The sequence below is a fragment of the Halomonas salinarum genome (genome assembly GCF_012062845.1).
Taxonomy (GTDB): Bacteria; Pseudomonadota; Gammaproteobacteria; order Pseudomonadales; family Halomonadaceae; genus Onishia; species Onishia salinarum.
Genome location: NZ_WWNB01000014.1, coordinates 72,960 through 92,103, shown reverse-complemented (window position 1 = coordinate 92,103; position 19,144 = coordinate 72,960). Strand labels below are relative to the sequence as shown.

18 protein-coding genes are annotated in these 19,144 nt (G+C 59.1%); 4 read left to right on the top strand and 14 right to left on the bottom strand.

Going from position 1 to position 19,144, the window contains the following annotated elements:
* The 3 genes from HF027_RS11200 to apbC all read right to left on the bottom strand — a co-directional run.
* A partial coding sequence (locus HF027_RS11200) for a helix-turn-helix domain-containing protein (protein WP_209316439.1) occupies positions 1 to 459 on the bottom strand: 459 nt, incomplete at its 3' end.
* A gap of 294 nt (positions 460 to 753) precedes the next feature.
* Entirely contained in the window at positions 754 to 1,320 is a 567-nt protein-coding gene (dcd, locus tag HF027_RS11195) for a dCTP deaminase (protein WP_136254390.1), read from the bottom strand.
* A 134-nt stretch (positions 1,321 to 1,454) separates the two neighbouring features.
* Positions 1,455 to 2,255, bottom strand: a complete 801-nt coding sequence (gene apbC / locus HF027_RS11190; RefSeq protein WP_168015681.1) for an iron-sulfur cluster carrier protein ApbC — start codon at positions 2,253 to 2,255, stop codon at positions 1,455 to 1,457.
* A gap of 233 nt (positions 2,256 to 2,488) precedes the next feature.
* Between apbC and HF027_RS11185 the strand changes: the two genes are divergently transcribed.
* Positions 2,489 to 3,133, top strand: a complete 645-nt coding sequence (locus tag HF027_RS11185) for a phosphoribosyltransferase (protein ID WP_168015680.1) — start codon at positions 2,489 to 2,491, stop codon at positions 3,131 to 3,133.
* Positions 3,134 to 3,317: 184 nt separating this feature from the next.
* Here the strand turns inward: HF027_RS11185 and HF027_RS11180 are convergent, their stop codons facing one another.
* From HF027_RS11180 to HF027_RS11165, 4 genes are all read right to left on the bottom strand, one after another.
* Positions 3,318 to 4,379, bottom strand: coding sequence for a coiled-coil domain-containing protein (locus HF027_RS11180; protein ID WP_168015679.1), 1,062 nt, complete (start codon positions 4,377 to 4,379; stop codon positions 3,318 to 3,320).
* A gap of 192 nt (positions 4,380 to 4,571) precedes the next feature.
* Positions 4,572 to 4,997: an alternative ribosome rescue aminoacyl-tRNA hydrolase ArfB gene (arfB, locus tag HF027_RS11175; protein WP_136254386.1), complete on the bottom strand. Its 426-nt coding sequence runs from the start codon at positions 4,995 to 4,997 to the stop codon at positions 4,572 to 4,574.
* A gap of 91 nt (positions 4,998 to 5,088) precedes the next feature.
* Positions 5,089 to 6,054 (bottom strand): magnesium/cobalt transporter CorA, encoded by a 966-nt coding sequence (gene corA, locus HF027_RS11170; protein WP_168015678.1) that lies wholly within the window; start codon positions 6,052 to 6,054, stop codon positions 5,089 to 5,091.
* Positions 6,055 to 6,132: 78 nt separating this feature from the next.
* Positions 6,133 to 6,567 (bottom strand): DCC1-like thiol-disulfide oxidoreductase family protein, encoded by a 435-nt coding sequence (locus HF027_RS11165; protein ID WP_168015677.1) that lies wholly within the window; start codon positions 6,565 to 6,567, stop codon positions 6,133 to 6,135.
* A gap of 112 nt (positions 6,568 to 6,679) precedes the next feature.
* Here HF027_RS11165 and HF027_RS11160 point away from each other — a divergent pair, with 112 nt between their 5' ends.
* Complete coding sequence (locus HF027_RS11160) at positions 6,680 to 7,594, top strand: YihY/virulence factor BrkB family protein (protein WP_245184720.1); 915 nt, start codon at positions 6,680 to 6,682, stop codon at positions 7,592 to 7,594.
* On the opposite strand, the gene HF027_RS11155 is transcribed toward HF027_RS11160, so the two are convergent.
* The 7 genes from HF027_RS11155 to HF027_RS11125 all read right to left on the bottom strand — a co-directional run bounded on the left by HF027_RS11155 (position 7,578) and on the right by HF027_RS11125 (position 14,268).
* Entirely contained in the window at positions 7,578 to 8,036 is a 459-nt protein-coding gene (locus HF027_RS11155; protein ID WP_168015676.1) for a tellurite resistance TerB family protein, read from the bottom strand. The genes HF027_RS11160 and HF027_RS11155 overlap by 17 nt on opposite strands.
* A gap of 90 nt (positions 8,037 to 8,126) precedes the next feature.
* The gene (locus tag HF027_RS11150; RefSeq protein WP_136254381.1) at positions 8,127 to 8,888 is read right to left on the bottom strand and encodes an ABC transporter permease; all 762 of its coding nucleotides are present in this window, start codon (positions 8,886 to 8,888) and stop codon (positions 8,127 to 8,129) included.
* Complete coding sequence (locus tag HF027_RS11145; RefSeq protein WP_168015688.1) at positions 8,885 to 9,811, bottom strand: ABC transporter ATP-binding protein; 927 nt, start codon at positions 9,809 to 9,811, stop codon at positions 8,885 to 8,887. The genes HF027_RS11150 and HF027_RS11145 overlap by 4 nt, the downstream gene beginning before the upstream one ends.
* 139 nt (positions 9,812 to 9,950) lie before the next feature.
* Positions 9,951 to 11,906 (bottom strand): ABC transporter ATP-binding protein, encoded by a 1,956-nt coding sequence (locus HF027_RS11140; RefSeq protein ID WP_168015675.1) that lies wholly within the window; start codon positions 11,904 to 11,906, stop codon positions 9,951 to 9,953.
* 42 nt (positions 11,907 to 11,948) lie between these two features.
* Positions 11,949 to 12,155, bottom strand: coding sequence for a DUF6494 family protein (locus HF027_RS11135; protein WP_168015674.1), 207 nt, complete (start codon positions 12,153 to 12,155; stop codon positions 11,949 to 11,951).
* A 241-nt stretch (positions 12,156 to 12,396) separates the two neighbouring features.
* Positions 12,397 to 13,854: a phospholipase D family protein gene (locus HF027_RS11130; RefSeq protein WP_168015673.1), complete on the bottom strand. Its 1,458-nt coding sequence runs from the start codon at positions 13,852 to 13,854 to the stop codon at positions 12,397 to 12,399.
* Positions 13,855 to 13,989: 135 nt separating this feature from the next.
* Complete coding sequence (locus HF027_RS11125; protein WP_168015672.1) at positions 13,990 to 14,268, bottom strand: peptidylprolyl isomerase; 279 nt, start codon at positions 14,266 to 14,268, stop codon at positions 13,990 to 13,992.
* A 506-nt stretch (positions 14,269 to 14,774) separates the two neighbouring features.
* On the opposite strand from HF027_RS11125, the gene HF027_RS11120 reads away from it, so the two are divergent.
* A complete protein-coding gene (locus tag HF027_RS11120; protein WP_209316440.1) occupies positions 14,775 to 17,780 on the top strand; it encodes a transglycosylase domain-containing protein in 3,006 nt (1,001 codons plus the stop codon).
* A 159-nt stretch (positions 17,781 to 17,939) separates the two neighbouring features.
* A complete protein-coding gene (locus tag HF027_RS11115) occupies positions 17,940 to 19,133 on the top strand; it encodes a GAK system CofD-like protein (protein ID WP_168015670.1) in 1,194 nt (397 codons plus the stop codon).
* Positions 19,134 to 19,144: the final 11 nt, after the last annotated feature.

The window sequence follows — 19,144 nt, the reverse complement described above, 5'->3', positions numbered from 1 at the left end:
GGACAAGTCCAGCTCACCCAGCATGCGGCCGACGTAGTGGTGCACGATGCGCCACAAGCGCTTGTCGGAGATCTCCAGTTGCCGGGAGACGGCCAGCACCGGCATCTCCTTGACCAGTGACATGGCGGCCTGCTCGAACAACAGGGTGAAGTCGCTGCCGGGCCGTGCCCAGGGCACTTCGATGCGCTTGACGCCATGCTCGGGGCACTTGGTGCGAGGCACCCGCGCATGCAGGTAGCAGTGGTGCTGAAAGAAATTCAGGTGCCGCCAGGTCTTGTCGGCGAAATCATGGGCCGGGCAGGCCTTGCCGCACTCCGGGCAGGGGTAGAGGCTTCCCCGCTCGGCCTCGACATAGAGATCCAGGCGGTGGGGTAACACGGAGGTATCCAGGTGTTGGTCCTTGAGGATCCAGGGCGCTTCCAGGCCCAGGCCGAGGGTCAGAATCTGGGTGCCGTCCATGCCATGCCTCCTGTTCAAGTGGAGGTCATATCCTGGCCCAGATCAGGGGGCGAATTCCACACCCAACGACGAAGAGCCCAACAATCAGCGTAAAAAGGACCGGGCTCGCGTTCGAGTTTACAGGCCGTAAATGAGTATTTTAAGCTGATTTTTAACGCCGTATAGCCGAGCGCAGACACCTTTCAGACATGGCCTAGCGCCTACCCGCCATTTGCTATCCTTCAGACACCAAAAAGCCGGGCGTTTAATGCCCGGCTTTGCCATGCCAGCTTGGCCATTGCCAACGCTACACCATCAGGTGCGCGGAAGCGTGACGCCGCGCTGCCCCATGTACTTGCCACCCCGGTCCTTGTAAGAGGTCTCGCAGACTTCATCGGATTCCAGAAACAGCATCTGAGCCACCCCTTCATTGGCGTAGATCTTGGCCGGCAGGTTGGTGGTATTGGAAAACTCGAGCGTCACATGACCTTCCCATTCGGGCTCCAGGGGCGTGACGTTGACGATGATGCCGCAGCGCGCATAGGTCGACTTGCCAAGACAGATGGTCAGCACATTACGCGGGATGCGAAAGTACTCGATCGTGCGCGCCAGAGCGAAGGAATTGGGCGGAATCACGCAGACATCCCCCTTGACGTCTACAAAGCTCTTTTCGTCGAAGGCTTTGGGGTCGACCACCGCCGAGTGGATATTGGTGAACACCTTGAATTCATCGGAGCAACGCACATCGTAGCCGTAGCTGGAGGTGCCGTAGGAGATGACACGCTGCTCGTTGACGTAACGCACCTGATCCTCCATGAACGGTTCAATCATGGCGTCACTGGCGGCCATGCGACGGATCCAGCTATCGGACTTGATGCTCATCGAAGATTCCTTGGGGTGCGTCAGTAAAGGTAAAGGCAAAAAAACAGGGCCGCTATCATAACGGCCCTGACGGCGTTCCAAAAGACTTGTAGCCGGAGAGGCCCCTGAACAGGCCCTGGGCTCGGTATTGACGCCTAGTCGCCGAAGGAGATGCTCGGGCCCTCAGCTTGCTGTGAGGTAACGCCCTCGACCACGTAACGCGCCACCTTGCGGAAGGTTTGCGCCACGTCGCCTTCAGGCTCTGCAACCACGGTAGGCTGACCGCCATCGGCCTGCTCGCGGATACCCAGACTCAGCGGCAGCTGACCCAGCAGCGTTGTGTCGTACTGCTTGGCGATACGCGCGCCACCGCCAGCGCCGAAGATCGGTTCCTGATGACCGCACTCCGAGCAAACATGAAGGCTCATGTTTTCGACGATACCCAGCACCGGTACGTTGACCTTGCGGAACATTTCGATGCCCTTGCGCGCGTCCAACAGCGCGATGTCCTGCGGGGTGGTCACGATCACCGCCCCGTCGACCTCGACCTTCTGAGCCAGCGTCAGCTGGATGTCACCGGTGCCCGGCGGCATGTCGATGAACAGATAGTCGACATCATCCCAGACCGTCTGGTTAAGCAGCTGCTGAAAAGCACCGGCCACCATCGGACCACGCCATACCATTGGCTCGGTAATGTCGACCAGAAACGCCATGGACATGGCCTGGATACCATGAGCGTTGAGAGGAGCAAAACGGTTCTCCCCTACTTGATTTGGCCGAACGCCCTCGCCGATGCCCAGCATCTGCGCCTGACTGGGGCCATAGATGTCGGCATCCAGCAGGCCAACCCGATAGCCCTCCGCTGCCATGGCCAACGCCAGATTGACCGTCACAGTGGACTTGCCTACGCCGCCTTTGCCCGACGCTACGGCAACGATATGTTTTACACCCTCCATTACCCTCTTCTCCTGTGTCGTTGGTCGTCGGCATCGCTTGCCGCTATGCGTCGATTATAACCTGCAGCCCCCGACTAATCCCAAGCGGAATAGTCAACTTTTCTTCTTAGACTTTCCTCGAGCAATGGGTGCTGTGCGCGATAGAACTATCGTCTCATATCAAGGGCTTGGGTTGATGCTCATCAATATAGAATGCGCTACGTTAAAGATAAGCTTTCCAGAGCGGCAACATCATGCTTTTTCAAGATCGCCACGATGCCGGGCACCAACTCGCCATGGCACTCACGGAATATCACCACCCCCCCACACCACTGATCCTCGGATTACCCCGCGGCGGTGTGCCAGTTGCCTTTGAGGTGGCTCAGGCACTAGGCGGAGAACTGGATGTGCTCGTGGTGCGCAAACTCGGCGTGCCTTGGCATCCAGAATTTGCCATGGGCGCCATCGCCGGCAACGGCGTCTGCATCCTTCACCACGAGCTGATCGCCGGCCTGGGCGTTACTCAGGAAAGACTCGACACCCTTATTGCCGATGAGACCCGGGAGTTAAAGCGCCGCGAGCAGGTCTACCGTGGCCAGCGCCCGCGACCACACGTTGCCGGGCGTTGCGTCATCGTGGTCGATGATGGACTCGCCACCGGCGCCACCATGCAGGCCGCCGTGGAAGCCTTGAAAGAACAGACCCCTAACGAGTTGATTGTGGCAATACCTGTAGCGGCTGCCGATAGCCTCAACGAGATTGAAGCCATCGCCGATCGGATCATTTGCCTGCATACACCGGAGGATTTTGTGGCTGTCGGACAGTGGTATCAAAGCTTCAACCAGACCAGCGACCAAGAGGTCCTGGCATTGTTGGAGCAGGCCCGCCCGTCCCATTGATAACCGCCCCGCAGGCACGACGAGGCGAGCCATCATCGCTGATCATCTAAGGCCTCGCCTACGACACCCAGCCAAGCTGATGGATACGAAACGGCCCCCTAAAGAGGGAGCCGTCGTACATGCCACTGCTTTTTCTGCGCATGTCGTTACTTCAGCTACGTTGAATGCCTGAAGAGACTTTGGATCACTCAGTACCCTCTGCTTGACCCCGCTGAATCTCCGTCTGGTCGCTCTTTGAATCTGAAGTGTCCGACTGACTCGCTTCCTCCTGGGCCTTCGTCTGATTACTGTCTGTCTCAGCATTGCCCGCTTGGCCAGACACCTTCTGAGCCTCCGCCTGATTACTCTCGGCTTCATCAGCTTTTGACTGACTGGCGCCCTGCTCTGAGGATTTGGCGCTATCCTCATTTGTGGACATCTCGTCGTTCATGGCAGAAGAACCAGAGGCGTCGTCAGTCTCGGTGTCCTGCGCTTGCGAGCTCACCGATACGTCGCTGAGCTCTTCTCGCCATTCGGCGAGCTGCGCCTCGAGGCGGTCAAGCTGATTGCGACGCGCATCGGTTTGATCGGTCAGATCAGCGACCTGTGACTGTAGGTCGGAACGCTTTTCTTGAGTCGCATCGAGCTTGTCCAGCGCCTGCGTCAGTTTTTCGTCGACGTGGGCAAAAGACTGCTCGGCCGCAGCGACCTTGGCCTCAAGCGAGGCAACTTGTTCTTCAAGGGTAGTGACCTCTTGCTTGAGCGCATCGCGCGCTTCTTGCAACGAAGCAATGTTGCTCTCAAGCTCAGCCTGACGGCCTTGTGCATCAGCAATCGCACTACGATTCTCTTCGAGCGTCGCTTGCGCCTCATCACGTTCCTGAGTGGCCTGTGCAACCTGCTCCGACAACGTCTCACTCTTCGCTTCACGGGACGCAATCGTGGCATCGAGTTCGTTCAATGCCGCCTGACGCTCATCGATGGTTGTGGCCAGGGCATCCTGACGAGACTGTGCCTCGCTGACACTTTCTTCGATCGTCGCCAGGCGAGACTTGGCTTCTTCGGCCTGAGTATTCAGATCCGCAAGCGCCACTTCTGCCTCTTCAATGGATTCATAGGTTTCACTGAAGGCTGAGACACGCTCACTCATTGCCTCACGTTCGTTTTCAAGCTCTGCCACTCTGTCCTGGAGCTGTTCACGCTGCTCACGTTCGCTGCTTGCGTTGGAACTGGCATAGAAGGCATAGAGCACCACAAGCACCAGCACTACGACCAGCGCCTTTACCCGGTTGTCCTTCAGTAGTTCACCTACCGACTGATCCGCCATCGTCTCGTCTCCCGTTCAGCCCGGCTGATACATGCTCACCGCGGCAATTGAACCATCGCAGTCCCGGACATTAGCCGTCCAGGCCGAGCATTCAAGATAGGGGATATTAGCGTTGACTGCCATGCTCAAGGGTCAGTCGATGGCCTGTTTGCTTACCTTGCCACGCAGGGCCTTGTGCTTGCCACGCTGCTTCTTCTGCTCAATGCGCCGCTTCTTGGCGCCCTTGCTGGGGCGGGTGGGAACACGTTTCTTTGGTGCATAGAGAACTTGCTTGATCAGGGATTTGAGTCGCGCCAGTGCTTCCTGACGATTACGTTCCTGGGTGCGATGCTCCTGAGCCTTGATGATCACCACACCGTCGCGACTGATGCGCTTGTCCCGAAGCGCCAGCAGCTGCTCCTTGACGCCCTCGGGCAAATGCGAGGCACGAATATCGAAGCGCAGGTGAATCGCCGAGGAGACCTTGTTGACGTTCTGCCCGCCTGCGCCTTGGGCGCGAACGGCCTGCAAGTCCAGTTCATCATCGTTGATCACGATCTGTCGCGATACTTCCAGCATTACGTTGAATCCTTGTATCCGGCATTGTCAGCCGGCGTAGTGAGAAGACGAAGCTATACGGGGATTGATCGATACACATGTATCCCACGGTCTAGAGCCACCCCGCCCGGCGAAACCGCCAGTATAACGTCCCGCAGGCGACGCCCATGATCGACAAGGCAATAGGGTAACCGAGCCGCCAGTCGAGTTCGGGCATATGCTCAAAGTTCATGCCCCAGATACCCGCAAGGATGGTCGCCATGGCGAAGATGGCCGCCCAGGCGGCAAGCCGCTTGTGCACTTCGCTTTCATCAATCGCCACCATCGACAGGTTGACCTGAATCGCCGTGATGATGGTTTCGCGAATATTATCGACCCCGGCCTCGATGCGATGGAGGTGATCATACACGTCGCGAAAATACTCACGGGTATTGAGGCATAGCGCCGGCACACGACCGCCGACCAGATGTGCCGTCGCTTCGGCAAGCGGGGTGACGGCGTGTTTCAGCAGCATAGTGCGGCGTTTGAGTTGATAGAGGCGCTCGAGGCTTGAGCGTGCCGTGCCGCGAATGAAAATCTGATCCTCGATCTCCTCCAGCTCTGTCTCAAGCGCCTCGACCACCGGAAAGTAGCGATCTACCACCGCATCCAACAGGGCATAGAGTACGAAAGCCGGGCCTTGCTGAAGCAACTGTGGCTCACGTTCGCAACGCTCGCGCACGCCAAGAAACCCCTGGCTGGCATGCTGGCGAACCGACAGCACATAACGCTCACCGAGAAACACGGCCACTTCGCCTTGGTCGAACTCGCCATTCACCAGGGTGATTGGACGCATGATGGCGAAAAGAGCCTGGCCATATTCCTCAATCTTGGGGCGCTGCTGACCGTGAAGCGCGTCTTCTACCGCCAGCTCATGCAGATCAAACACCTCTTCGAAACGCTTGAATTCCTCGGGATCTGGATCATGCAAGGCGACCCACACAAAGCAGTCGGGATTCTGCATGGCCTCGGCGATATCCTCGACGCGGATGTCCCGTTGGCGATGCCCGTGCTCATACGCGACACAGTTGACGATCATCGGCTGACTCCTGGCGGGGACGTGGTCTCATCAGCACCATTATTGCCAAAAATGACACACAAAGGCGACGGCGGGGCCTCAACTGTCGTCCTCTCCTCCCCTGCAAGAGCGAGTGTTTCGCCGTCGCGATGAATGTTGCAGCGGCGGGCGTCGCAACACCCAAAGCGCAAGACGACGTAATCCACGCAGCAGCGGATACCCGCTCTCGGCGCGCTTGTGGCCACCAAAGAGGCGTCGATTCAGCCGATTGAAGACGCCTACCGGACTACTCAGCAACGCAAGGACCCGAAGAGCGTCAGCCCCGTGGTACCACTGTGCATCAAGCTTCAGTACCATCCCCTTGTTAAGATCGAACCCGCGTGAGCGCAGCTCATCTATCACCGGGTCATCACCGCGTGCATCGATCAGACGGAGCTCTTCCGCGGCATCTTGAAGCTGTAACCAACGCACGTAGCGGCGACAAAAGGGACACTGACCATCGTAGACCAGCAGATTATCGGTTTTGGATGCCACGCTATCCTCCTTCTCTCACACACGACTTGGCCAACCGGATGGCCGCCGATGTCCCGCTGCGCTTATGATGGTAGACACTGTGCAAATCGCCGATCCCACAAGGACGTTGTGCATGACGCGTTTCTTCTCCGCCCTGCCCCGCCTTACTCCTCGCCTGGCACGCTTCATCTGGCGCGTGTTAAAGGCCTTCCTGCGCAACAGGGGGATCCTGCTCGCCGGCGGAGTGGGCTACAACGTGCTGCTCTCGATCGTGCCACTCTTTGCGCTGCTCTGTGTATTGCTCACCCATGTGGCCGATGAACAACGTTTACTCGATGTGTTATCGATCCAGGCGAGTCATCTAACGCCGACGAATGCCAGCATCCTGCTGGATGCCGTTCAGGCGCTGCTGGACTCACGGGATACCATCGGCCTTTTCGGCTTTCCGGTGCTGCTGATTTTCAGTTCTTTCGCCTTTCGCATGCTTGAGGACTGCATGGCGATCATCTTTCATCATCCGGATCACGCAGCAAAGCGCAGCGTCTGGGTTTCCGTATTGCTGCCCTATGCCTTCATTCTGGTCCTCGGTACCGGTCTCCTGGCCCTCACGTTGCTGGTGTCGACGATTGGCGCACTCAATGACGCCATGCTGGCGATCTTCGGCACCAACCTGCCCCTGGCAAGCCTCTCGGAGCCGGCCCTTAACCTGATCAGCTTCTTGGGCATGTTTGCCATGTTCAGCGCCATCTACAAGGTTCTGCCGGTGGTGCATATCGCCCTGCGACGGGCACTCGTTGGCGGCTTTGTGGCGGCGCTACTCTGGGAAGGCGTAAGACAGCTATTGGTCGTGTATTTCGCCAGCCTGTCACTGGTGAATGTGGTCTATGGCTCGCTTGCGACCATCATCATCGTACTGCTGACCCTTGAGGTCGGCGCCATCATCCTGCTGTTGGGCGCGCAAGTCATCGCTGAACTCGAACATAATGACCGCGCTGGAGTGCCCTGGTACGTGGATCCCCGGCGTGATGCGATCAGCTCGACCCGCTGAGGGTCTCCTGCACGCTTAACTTGGTGCGAATGAAATCGCTGTGCCTTACGTGAAGAAGGTCGGCCAGGCGCCGAATGCGATGCTCCTCCAAGGGACTCAACTCGCCATCCGCATAGGCCAACTGCCACATCAAACGGATCAGCTCCATCCGTTGTTCATAGCCGTAGCGCTCCTTGATCAGGCTCACGAACTGATAATGATCCACGGCACTGTCGACTTCCTGCCGCGCCAGCGCCATCAGCTCGTCGACGGCGGCCTCATCGAGTGAAAAGTGACGCACCAGCATGTCGCGTAACGCGGCGAGCTCACGGCTGTCGTGGTGGTAATCGGCGCGCACGACTTCGCACAAGAGCGCAGCCGTCGCGAGCTCAAGGGCCGGCTTATTGTCCTCTTCCGATGTGACCAGGCTGCGCTGAAAGAACTGCTGAATGGCCTCAAGCATGGAATCGATCTCCTTTGGCGTGATATGACGTCACGGCGCCACCACCGACTGCGACCGGCAACGCCGGGAAGAAGTTCAGATGCCAGCCGCCTAGGGCTTGAGCCGGTAGCCGCTGCGAAAAATCCAGCTCACCACCGCAAGACTCACCACCAGAAACGCCATCACCATGGCAAGGCTCGCTTCCAGACTGACATCGCCCACCCCATAGAAGCTCCAGCGAAAGCCACTGACCAGATAGACCACCGGATTGAAAAGCGTCACACCCTGCCAGAATGGCGGCAGCATATCGATGGAATAGAAGGTACCGCCAAGAAACGTCAGGGGCGTGATGACCAAGAGCGGCACCAGCTGCAGACGGTCGAACCCTTCGGCCCAGATGCCAATGATGAAGCCGAGCAGACTAAAGGTGAACGCCGTCAACACCAGGAAAAACAGCATCCAGAACGGGTGAGCTATCTCGAGGGGAACAAAAAGCCCCGCCGTCGCCAGAATAATCAGACCCAGCACAATCGACTTGCTCGCCGCCGCGCCCACATAGCCCATGACGATTTCCATGTAGGACACCGGCGCCGACAGCAGCTCGTAGATACTGCCGGAGAAACGCGGAAAGAAGATGCCGAACGACGCATTGGACACGCTCTGCGTGAGGAGCATCAGCATGATCAACCCGGGCACGATGAAGGCACCGTAGCTGATACCGCCCACCTCTGTGATGCGTGAGCCAATCGCCGAGCCGAACACCACAAAGTAAAGCGAAGTCGAGAGCACCGGTGAGACGATGCTCTGCAGCAGCGTACGCCGAGTACGAGCCATTTCGGAGCGGTAAATGGCCATCATGCCGCGAAGATTCATGGGTTCTCCCTTACCAGGCTGACAAAGATATCTTCAAGTGAGCTCTGCTCGGTATGCAGATCCTGGAAGTGGATGCCGGCCTTCCTGAGTTCCTCGAGCAAGCCCGCGATACCGGTATGTTCCTGCCGGGTGTCGTAGCGATAGGTCAGCTGGCGGCCGTCCTCTGACAGCGTCAGCGGATAGTCGGCCAAGGCATTGGGCAGCGCCACCAAGGGATCGAGCAACTCAAGTGTCAGCTGTTTGCGCCCCAGGCTTTGCATCAAGGTTCGCTTGTCCTCGACCAGGATGATCTCACCGCGCTGGATCACCCCGATACGATCGGCCATCTCCTCGGCTTCCTCGATATAGTGAGTGGTGAGGATAATCGTAACCCCGTTCTCGCGTAGGCCACGCACCACATCCCACATCTCACGCCGAAGCTCGACATCGACGCCGGCGGTCGGTTCGTCAAGGAACAGGATGGTCGGCTCATGCGATAGCGCCTTGGCAATCAGCACCCGGCGCTTCATGCCGCCGGACAGGGTGATCAAGCGGTTATTGCGTTTTTCCCACAGCGCCAGCGAGCGCAGCACACGCTCGATATGACCAGGGTCCGGCGCCTTGCCGAAGAGGCCGCGACTGAAGCTGACCGAATTCCACACCGTTTCGAAGGCCTCATTGGTGAGCTCTTGAGGCACTAATCCAATCCGCGCTCGCGCCGCGCGATAGTCACGGATATTGTCATGACCATCGACCAACACCTGGCCTGAGCTAGGATTGACCAGACCGCAGATGACGCTGATCAATGTCGTCTTGCCGGCGCCATTGGGCCCCAGCAAGGCAAAGATCTCGCCGGCCTGCACCTCGAGATTCACACCACTAAGTGCCTGAAACCCTGACGCATAGGTCTTGGAAAGATCGGTCACGCTGATCGCCGGGGGCATGCCACCTGTCTGTTCCGACGCGTTGTGAAATGCCGGAGATGAAGATAGAGATGAATTCAATGGATGCGGCTCTCCTTTGCGGCTGGTTGAGTCCTGGAGCGAGGGTCGGGGGGCGCTCAGTCACGACCCATCGAACTGTCTACTGTCGTTGCCGGTCAGGCACTGACGCCTCGCCCTCACCCCTTGTTTGACCCTCCGGGGCGCTGATCGGCGCGGAGCCGGCTGCGGCCTCGAGCCCCAGAAAGCCACCGGACTGGCGTTGCCAAAGCCCCGCATAGGTGCCGCCAAGCTCGAGAAGCTCCTGATGCGTGCCGGACTCGATGATGCGTCCCTGGTCCATGACCACCAACCGATCCAGCATGGCGATAGTCGAAAGCCGGTGGGCAATGGCGATCACGGTCTTGCCCTCCATCAGCGCGTAGAACTGCTCCTGGATCGCCGCCTCGACCTCCGAATCCAGGGCCGAGGTCGCCTCGTCGAGCACCAGAATCGGGGCATCCTTGAGCAGCACGCGGGCGATGGCGATGCGTTGACGCTGGCCGCCAGACAATTTGACCCCGCGCTCGCCGACATGAGCATCGTAGCCGGTACGTCCCTGGGGATCAGAGGCCTGACGAATGAAGGTATCGGCGTGAGCGCGACGTGCCGCCTCGATGATCTCTTCCTCGCTGGCCTCCGGGCGGCCATAACGGATGTTGTCGCGAATCGAGCGATGCAGCAGCGAGGTATCCTGGGTCACCATGCCGATCTGACGACGCAAGGAGGCCTGGGTCACCGTGGCGATATCCTGACCATCGATCAGAATACGGCCGTCATCGATATCGAAGAAGCGCAGCAACAGATTCACCAGGGTCGACTTGCCCGCGCCGGACGCCCCCACTAGTCCTACTCGCTCACCGGGGCGCAGTGTCAGCGAGAGGTTATCGAAGACGTCGGCTTGCCGGGGGGCATGGTTGCCGTCATCCATAGCCCGAGGCCCAGCTCCGTAGGAGAACGTCACTTTATCGAAGCGGATTTCCCCCTGTGGGACCCTCAGCTCCTGCGCCTTGGCGCTGTCACTGACGGCCTGGGCCTGGGCGATGGTATTGATGCCATCCTGTACGGTGCCAAGGTTTTCGAAAAGCCCGGCGACCTCCCAGAGAATCCAGTCCGACATCATGCGCAAGCGCATCACCAGACCAATCGCCACGGCAATGGCGCCGAGCGAGATCAATGACTGGTGCCAGGAGAGAATGGCGAACCCTGCCATGCTCACCAGCAACAGCGAATTCAGGGTCTGCAGACTGACCGTCAACTGCGTGACCAGCCGCATCTGGCGGTGCACCGTCTCCATGAACCCATCCATGGCGCCTCGGGCATAGGCCTGCTCCGCCTGGGTATGGGCAAACAGTTTGAGTGTCTGAATATTGGTGTAGCTGTCGACAATGCGCCCCGTCATATGGGCACGTGCATCAGCCTGAGCCATCGAGATGTGCTTGAGACGTGGAACGAAGACCCGCATCAACACCAGATAACCGAGCAGCCAGACAAGCAATGGCGCCATCAACCACGGCTCGCTCCGGCCCACCAGTACCAAGGCACCGGTGAAATAGACCACAACGTAGACGAAGACATCCATCAGCTTGACCACCGTCTCTCGGATGGCAAGCGCCGTCTGCATGACCTTCTGCGAGACCCGCCCGGCAAATTCATCCTGAAAGAACGGCAAACTTTGCTCGAGCAGGTAGCGATGTGCCAGCCAGCGCACTCGCATCGGATAATTACCGAAAAGGCTCTGATGTGTGACCAGTGACTTGCCAAGCACCAGCAGCGGAAAAGCCACCAGTGCCAGGGCTGCCATGCCCAGCAACCGCCCCCCGTGATCGGCAAAAAAACTGTCCCGCTTCGCCTCGGCAAGCCAATCGACCAGCTCGCCCATAAAAGCAAAGAACATCACCTCGACGACCGACACCATGGCAGCGAAAAATGTCATCGCCAGCAGCAATGGCAATAACGGCCGCGAATAGTGAAAGAGAAACGCCAAGAGTCGCCGAGGAGGTGTCTCCGGCACGGCGCCGGGATACGGGTCGATCAGCGACTCAAAGAAACGGAACATGATGCCTCGCGACGATGGGTCTTGGTGGATACCGCTGACGCATCACGCCAGGGTGATCTTGCCATCCACATCGACCTTGAGCTCAAGCCCGGCGATCTCGATCGTCGCCTTGGCGTCAAAGGACTCATTACCCTGAATACGTCCCTCTTCAATGGCTTGATCCACGGCCTGTTCGATCTCGCGCTGAGAATTGACACCGACCTGCTTGAGAAACTTGCGAAGACTGAGGTTGAACGTTTCTTCATTCATGATGCGCATCCTGAGTGAGGGATCACAAGACGCTGAGCGCCCGCTATTGATCCGTTGAATACGTTATCCATGCTACTGGCCATATTGCATGGTTTTAGCTTGATCCTGCTAGACCAATAACACTATTGCCGTTATAGCACGCCAGGGCATCTCACACTCTGGTGCCAAACACCCTGCTGCCAATAGGGGGGACAAGATGTCAGTGCTCATACACAGCGTGTCGCGCCTTGAGACGGCCCGCCTAGAAGGTCGAAAGCCCTGTCGCCTCCATCAGCCGGTACTGCCAGTAGCGCCGCCAGGAAGGGTCGGCGTATGCCGCATAGGGCAGGCTGTACCCGCGCCCGCCCGGGTTGCCCCACTGCCGATCGAAGAACGCCTGGGCGTCCGAGATGGCTGCAAGGTCGCGCTGAGCCACCAGCCGAGCGCTGGTTTCCAGATTCAGATCGTCAAGGTTGCGCCGCGTGTAATTGGCTGAACCGACGATCAGCTCAGCCGGCCCTTGGCGTGGCCTATTCAGCAGGAACTTACTGTGGCATTGCTCGCCGTGGGTATCGCACCAACGTACCGGCACACCCGCCGTGTGCAGCTCATGTCCCACCGGGCGGTTGGGAATCCCGTTCTTCTTGATGCCAAATGCATCCCGATTGGGATCAAGCAGGACCCTGAGCGTCACACCCCGTGCCTGAGCAGCCTTGAAGGCCTCGATCAGTTCACGGTGCGCCAGATAGAAGACAGCGATATCCAGGCGATCGCCAGGCGCACTGCCCTGCACGGCCGCAAGCAAGGCGTCGCGAATGCCTGACTCCGTGAGTAATTGAACCTGTGGGGCGGTCTGGGGCGATGTCGTCGCCTCTGCAGCAGGGTCAGGCGTCGAGGCACGGAACATCGGATCGGTGGAAGGCGGAATCGCACCAGGCGCGCCGGATAAACGCGCCACCACGCGCTCGCTGTCGAGAAGGTCGAGGACGGCAGGGCCGGAGAAGCGTAACGCCACATTATCGTGATGACTGCTGGCATCATGTGGATTGGCAGAGGTGACCAGGCCCGTCCACTCCTCTCCCTCGTCGACGATTAGCGTCTTGCGGTGGTTGGCATTGAAGTTGAGCAACTGCAGGTAGCTTCGCAGGGTTACCTGGCCAGGCCCCAGTACATTGGGTAACCAGCCACCATCGCTTGTATTGCCGAACGCGCGACAACAGAGGGTCCAGATACCGCTCCAGGTAGGGTTGGAGGCTCGCAACCGGGTCAGGTCGGTCATGATCACGTTAATACCGGCCTCGCGTAATGCCGTCAGATGCTCAGGCGAGAGCCCTCCATAGAACGTATTGATCGGGTCGGTTATGACGACTGCCGTTATCTCCGGTCGCTCAGTCTTGCGACGAATCAGCGCCTCGGTGAGCTGGCGTGAGATGGGCCGAAAGTCATTGTCCAAATCGGCGCCGTAATCATTGAAGAGGAACATGTCCAGCACCACTAGCCGCTCGGCCTGAGCGATCAGACGCAACACCTCGTCAAAGATCGCCTGATCACTACGTCGCTGACTATCACCGCTGACCCAGGTTTCGTCTGACAGGAAAGCGACATCCCTGGCTGGCTTGGGGATGGCACTTACCCCCATTCCCTCGGGGAGGGGCTTGTAGGCCTGCCAGAGGGCCATCCCCACATACATCAGCACAGCAACCGTGACGATCCATCGCATGCTCACCCATCCCCCCTTCTTCATGGCGCCTCCCTGGCGTCGATGTCATCCGCCCGCCGTTGGCAACACCTGAACGCAAGAGGCCGTGGTGGAACTCATCTCCACCACGGCCTCTGAATCACCTTCACAGCGGCATCAGGTCCGGCTGGTGACTTCCAGCAGATGGTAACCAAACTGGGTCTGTACCGGGCCGTGCACTTTATTAAGCTCACCACTGAATACCACCTTGTCGAATTCCGGCACCATCTGGCCGGGGCCGAAAGAGCCCAGATCACCGCCCTGGCGGCTAGAAGGGCAAGTGGAGTTTTCCTTGGCAACCTCGGCGAAATCGCGGCCGCCTTCGATCTCGGCTTTCAATGCTTCGCACTTGGCTTCGCTATCCACCAGAATATGCCGCTCTGTGGCCTTTGCCATGCTATTTCTCCCTGTCATTGGTGATGTACACCGGCTGGTGTCGCGGCAAGGATACCACCATGCACCGCTACGGGCGCCTCCCCGAAAGACACGCTGACGCCTCCCGCGCTCCAACGACACCTAGCGCGACCATGTTCAACCACTGTCAGCCGGCGATAGTTGGGCACGATCCTTCATCACCGCACTCACGGCATTGACCGCATTGGCCAAACCAACCCTCATGTTACGAAATAACGACAATTTCGTATCAAAATGTAGCCTACCTCCCCGGCACCAACTACCCTTTGAGTCATAGTCTCGGTCGCTATTTGAAAAAGGTCGAGCAGCAAGACAGGGACATCGCCTCGCCAGGAGGTTGGCCAATGGGAGACCGTCAAGCGCCTCGTACTCATCGTGATGTTTTTCTTCACGAGGCCTCACTGATCCCGTTACCCATGCCCAAGCCTCCCCGGGTTCATTGGTTCCGATGGCTGTGGCTCCTGAGTACAATCATTGCCTTGACCCTAATGACCCTGATGCTGGTCAACGAGGCACGTTCATCACGCTGGCAGGCCCAGGAAATTTCCCATTACGCACAGCGCCTGCGATTCACGCTCGCGGACGGCCCTAGCGACCGCCTGATCTTTCCACGGCACGGACCATTCGACGAGCGCTTGGGCTATACCCGACTACCAGGCTTTCAGAAGCGTCTGGAAGAGCGTGGCTTCGACGTGCGGGAGCAGGTGCGCATGTCGCCGGCGATGCTCGACTATGCAAGCCACGGTTTCTTCGTTCCCTACGCTGAGAAGACGCAGGCAGGGCTCACGCTTACGGAATGTCGTGGCGAGACCATGCATCGCTTTGCCAATCCCCAGCGTCATTTCGCCCATTTCGAGGACGTGCCCGAATTAGTACTCAAGAGTCTCCTGTTCATCGAGAACAGAGACCTTCTCGACACCGAGTATCGCTACGCCAACCCGGCGGTGGACTGGCCGCGCTTCGTCCGCGCGGCTGTCTCTCAGGTCGGCGATGCGATCAACTTGCCCGGTCAATCCTCCGGTGGCAGCACCCTTGCCACACAGCTCGAGAAGTACCGACACTCCCCTGGCGGCCTGACCGTTTCGGCACAGGAGAAGCTGCGGCAGATGGTATCCGCCAGTGTTCGCGCCTACCGTCAGGGGCCCGAGACCCTGACCGCGCGCCAGGACGTGGCACTAGATTACCTCAATTCTGTCCCCCTCTCCGCCGCACCGGGCTATGGCGAAGTGCACGGCCTGGGCGATGGTCTATGGATATGGTTTGGTGCCGAACTTGAGGAGGTTCGCTCGGTACTTACCTCGGACGCCTCGGAGAGTGCCGCACTGACGGCCCGTGGTCGAGCACTACGCCAAGTGATTGCCTTAATGATCGCGCAGCGGCGCCCCTCTCATTATCTGCGCAGTGGCCACGATGATCTTGATGAACTGAGCGCGTCCTATCTGCGTCTCATGACGCAACAAGAGCTTATCGACCCCGCCCTTCGCGATGCGGCGCTTGAACAGCCACTCGTCTTTCGTGACTTCGCTACAGACCCCGTCTCGCTGACCATCGAGAGCGACAAGGGGTTACGTCTGGCAAGAGGGCGGCTGGCGTCATTGCTCGGTGTCTCACTCTACGCGCTTGATCGACTTGATCTCAGCGCCACTACGACCCTTAACGCCGCCCTTCAGCGTCAAGTCAGCGACTACCTCAAGCAGCTTGAGACCCCGTCGGCCGCTGCCGCTGCGGGTCTGTTCGGCAGACACCTGCTCAGCCACCCCGACGCAGCCCCCGGGGTACGTTACAGTTTCACGCTCTTCGAGCGCGGGGACGACGGGTTCCGGGTGCGCGTGCAGACCGATACCAACGGCACCGCCTTCGACATCAACCAGGACAGCAAGCTGGAACTGGGCTCCACGGCCAAGCTGAGAGTGCTGGCAAGCTACCTGGAGATCATCGCTGATCTGCATCAGCGCCATGCCGGAAAACCTCGGGAGGCACTGCGTCGCGTCGACGTCGATCGAAACGATGCCCTGATGCGCTGGGTGATGGATCAACTGACCCGTGATCCCGATATGTCACTGAAAACGATGCTCGACGCCGCCATGCAGCGACGCTACTCAGCGAGCCCCCATGAGCGCTTCATCACTGGCGGCGGGCTTCATACCTTCACGAACTTCCGACGCGAGGACAACGACCGCCGCCCCACCCTCGAAGATGCCCTGCGCCAGTCCATCAACCTGCCCTTTGTGCGGCTGCTGCGCGACCTGGTCCGCCATCACGTCTATGCCAATCCGGATAACCGCCGCCTATTGGAAGACGATAACGATCCACGCCGCGACCTCTATATCTCGCGTTTTGCCGATCAGGAAGGGCGTATCTTCCTGGATCGTTTCTGGACACGCCATCAGGGGCTCTCTCCAGAGGCGCGGGTGACGCGCCTTATAGGCAACAACAACGCCACCCCGATACGGCTGGCCGCAATGCAACGCTACCTGACGCCCGACCAATCCCCGGATGACTTTGGCCAATGGATGCGTGAAAAGCTACCCGCCAATGCACAGAATACGCGGGGCTTGGATGATCAGAAGCTGGATGGCCTATACCGGCAGTTCGCCGCCGACCGTTACTCACTGAACGATCGCGCTTACTTGAGTCGCGTCCATCCGCTGGAGCTGTGGTTGGTGGGCTACTTAGCGACTCACCCTGACGCCAGTCGCGAGGAGGTGATGCTCGCAAGCATCGAGGAGCGCCAGGAAAGCTATATTTGGCTGTCACGTACCCGACATCGCGAAGCACGGGACAGTCGGATACGGCGCATGCTGGAAGTTGAAGCCTTCGATGACCTGCACAGGCGCTGGGCGTTGCTCGGCTACCCTTTCTCACAGCTGGTGCCATCACTGGCGACGGCGCTTGGCACGTCGGGTGATCGTCCGGCGGCGCTGGCCGAGTTGATGGGCATCATCCTCAACGACGGCATCCGCCAACCCACCATGCGTATCGATAGCTTGAATTTCGCTACCGACACGCCCTATGAGACTCGCTTTTCACGCACCAGGCGCGGCATCAGGGTAATGGCCCCGGAAGTAGCGGCGGTCCTGCGCGACGGCGTCATCAGTGTGGTCGAGGCGGGCACCGCCGGCCGCCTTGCGGGTACCTTCCGACATCAGGATGGCAGCCCCATGACCGTGGGCGGCAAGACGGGCACCGGCGACAACCGTATCGAAACCGTCACCCGCACCGGAGAGGTAACCGACTCCCGAGCACGTAACCGCACCGCCACCTTTGCCTTCTTCCTCGGCGAGCGCCACTTCGGCACCCTCACCGCGTATGTGCTGGGCAACGAGGCCGACGACTACCGCTTCACATCATCGTTACCGGTTCAGGTGCTCAAGAGCATGCAACCGTTGCTTTCTCCCTACCTAGCGTCGGAGGACACCCAAACCTGTCGTTCCGATCCTGCCCCGTTAATCATGGCGGCTAAACATCCCCTCATGACACCTGAGCATTTTTAGAAACGTTGGAGCCATGAAGCTAACGTCGGCTTGTTTATGCCTTGGTAAAAATCTGCCACTCGCTGCAGACATGACGACCGAGCAGCAATCATTGACTTGTCTCACCTCACGTGGATGATCGTTGACCTTCACGGACGAAATACCCCTCAGGACGCCACGATGATTAATGTAAGGGTCACACGCAGCGCCCAGGTGCCGGATCCGCTGCGAATTCGGCGCTGCCAGAAGACGCCTGAACTCGGCCCTCGGCTACTATTCTTCAGCGGCGGCTCGGCACTCAACGGCCTGTCGAAAAACCTGCAGCACTACACCCATAACTCCATTCACCTGGTCACACCTTTTGACTCTGGTGGCAGTTCGGCCAAGCTGCGCGATGCCTTTCATATGCCGGCTATCGGTGACTTGCGCAGTCGTCTGATGGCATTGGCAGACGATTCGGTGCTAGGTCACCCCGAGGTCTATCGCCTGTTTCAACATCGCCTACCCGTGGACCAGTCACCCCAGGAGCTGAACCAGATGCTGATGGCGCTAGCCGATGGTAGCGCCCCTCTCATGCGCGACATCGCTAATCCGATGCGCAAGCTGATTCGCCACCAGCTGGGCTATTTCTGTGACGCCAAGCCAAAGGACTTCGATCTTCGCGGAGCAAGCATCGGCAACCTGATCCTTGCCGGCGGTTATCTCAACAACCACCACAACCTCGACCCCATCATTTTCCTGTTCTCCAAGCTGGTGCATGTACGCGGCACGGTACGAGCGATCGTCAACCGGGACTATCACCTGGCAGCCGAACTGGAAAACGGCGAAACCGTGTTGGGGCAACACCGGATGACCGGCAAGGAAGAGCCACCCACAACCTCACCGATTGTCCGCCTGGGGCTATCGGAACAACGGGACACCCCTGTTCCGGTTACCGCCCAACTGCGTGATATCAACCGACAACTGATCCACTCGGCAGAGTTGATCTGCTACCCCCCGGGGAGTTTCTACTCGAGCCTGATCGCCAACTTGCTTCCAGCCGGCGTAGGTCAGGCCATCCGTGACAACGCCAATCCCAAGGTCTTCATCCCCAATACCGGCATCGACCCCGAGCAAGCCGGCAAGACCCTGGAGACACTGATCGACACCCTGCTGGCACAGCTGCGCCGCGACACCGGCGAAACCACCCCCACCGATGAGCTGCTCAACGTCGTGCTCCTGGACAGCCGTCACGGCCAGTATCCCTCGTATCTTTCCGCCGAGTTCCTCGCCGAACGTGGCATCGGCCTGATCGACACCCGACTGGTCAGCGAGCAGAGTGCGCCCCACTACGACAACGACCTGCTGGTATCGGCCCTGCTGTCTTTGGTGTGAGACCCGTCGAT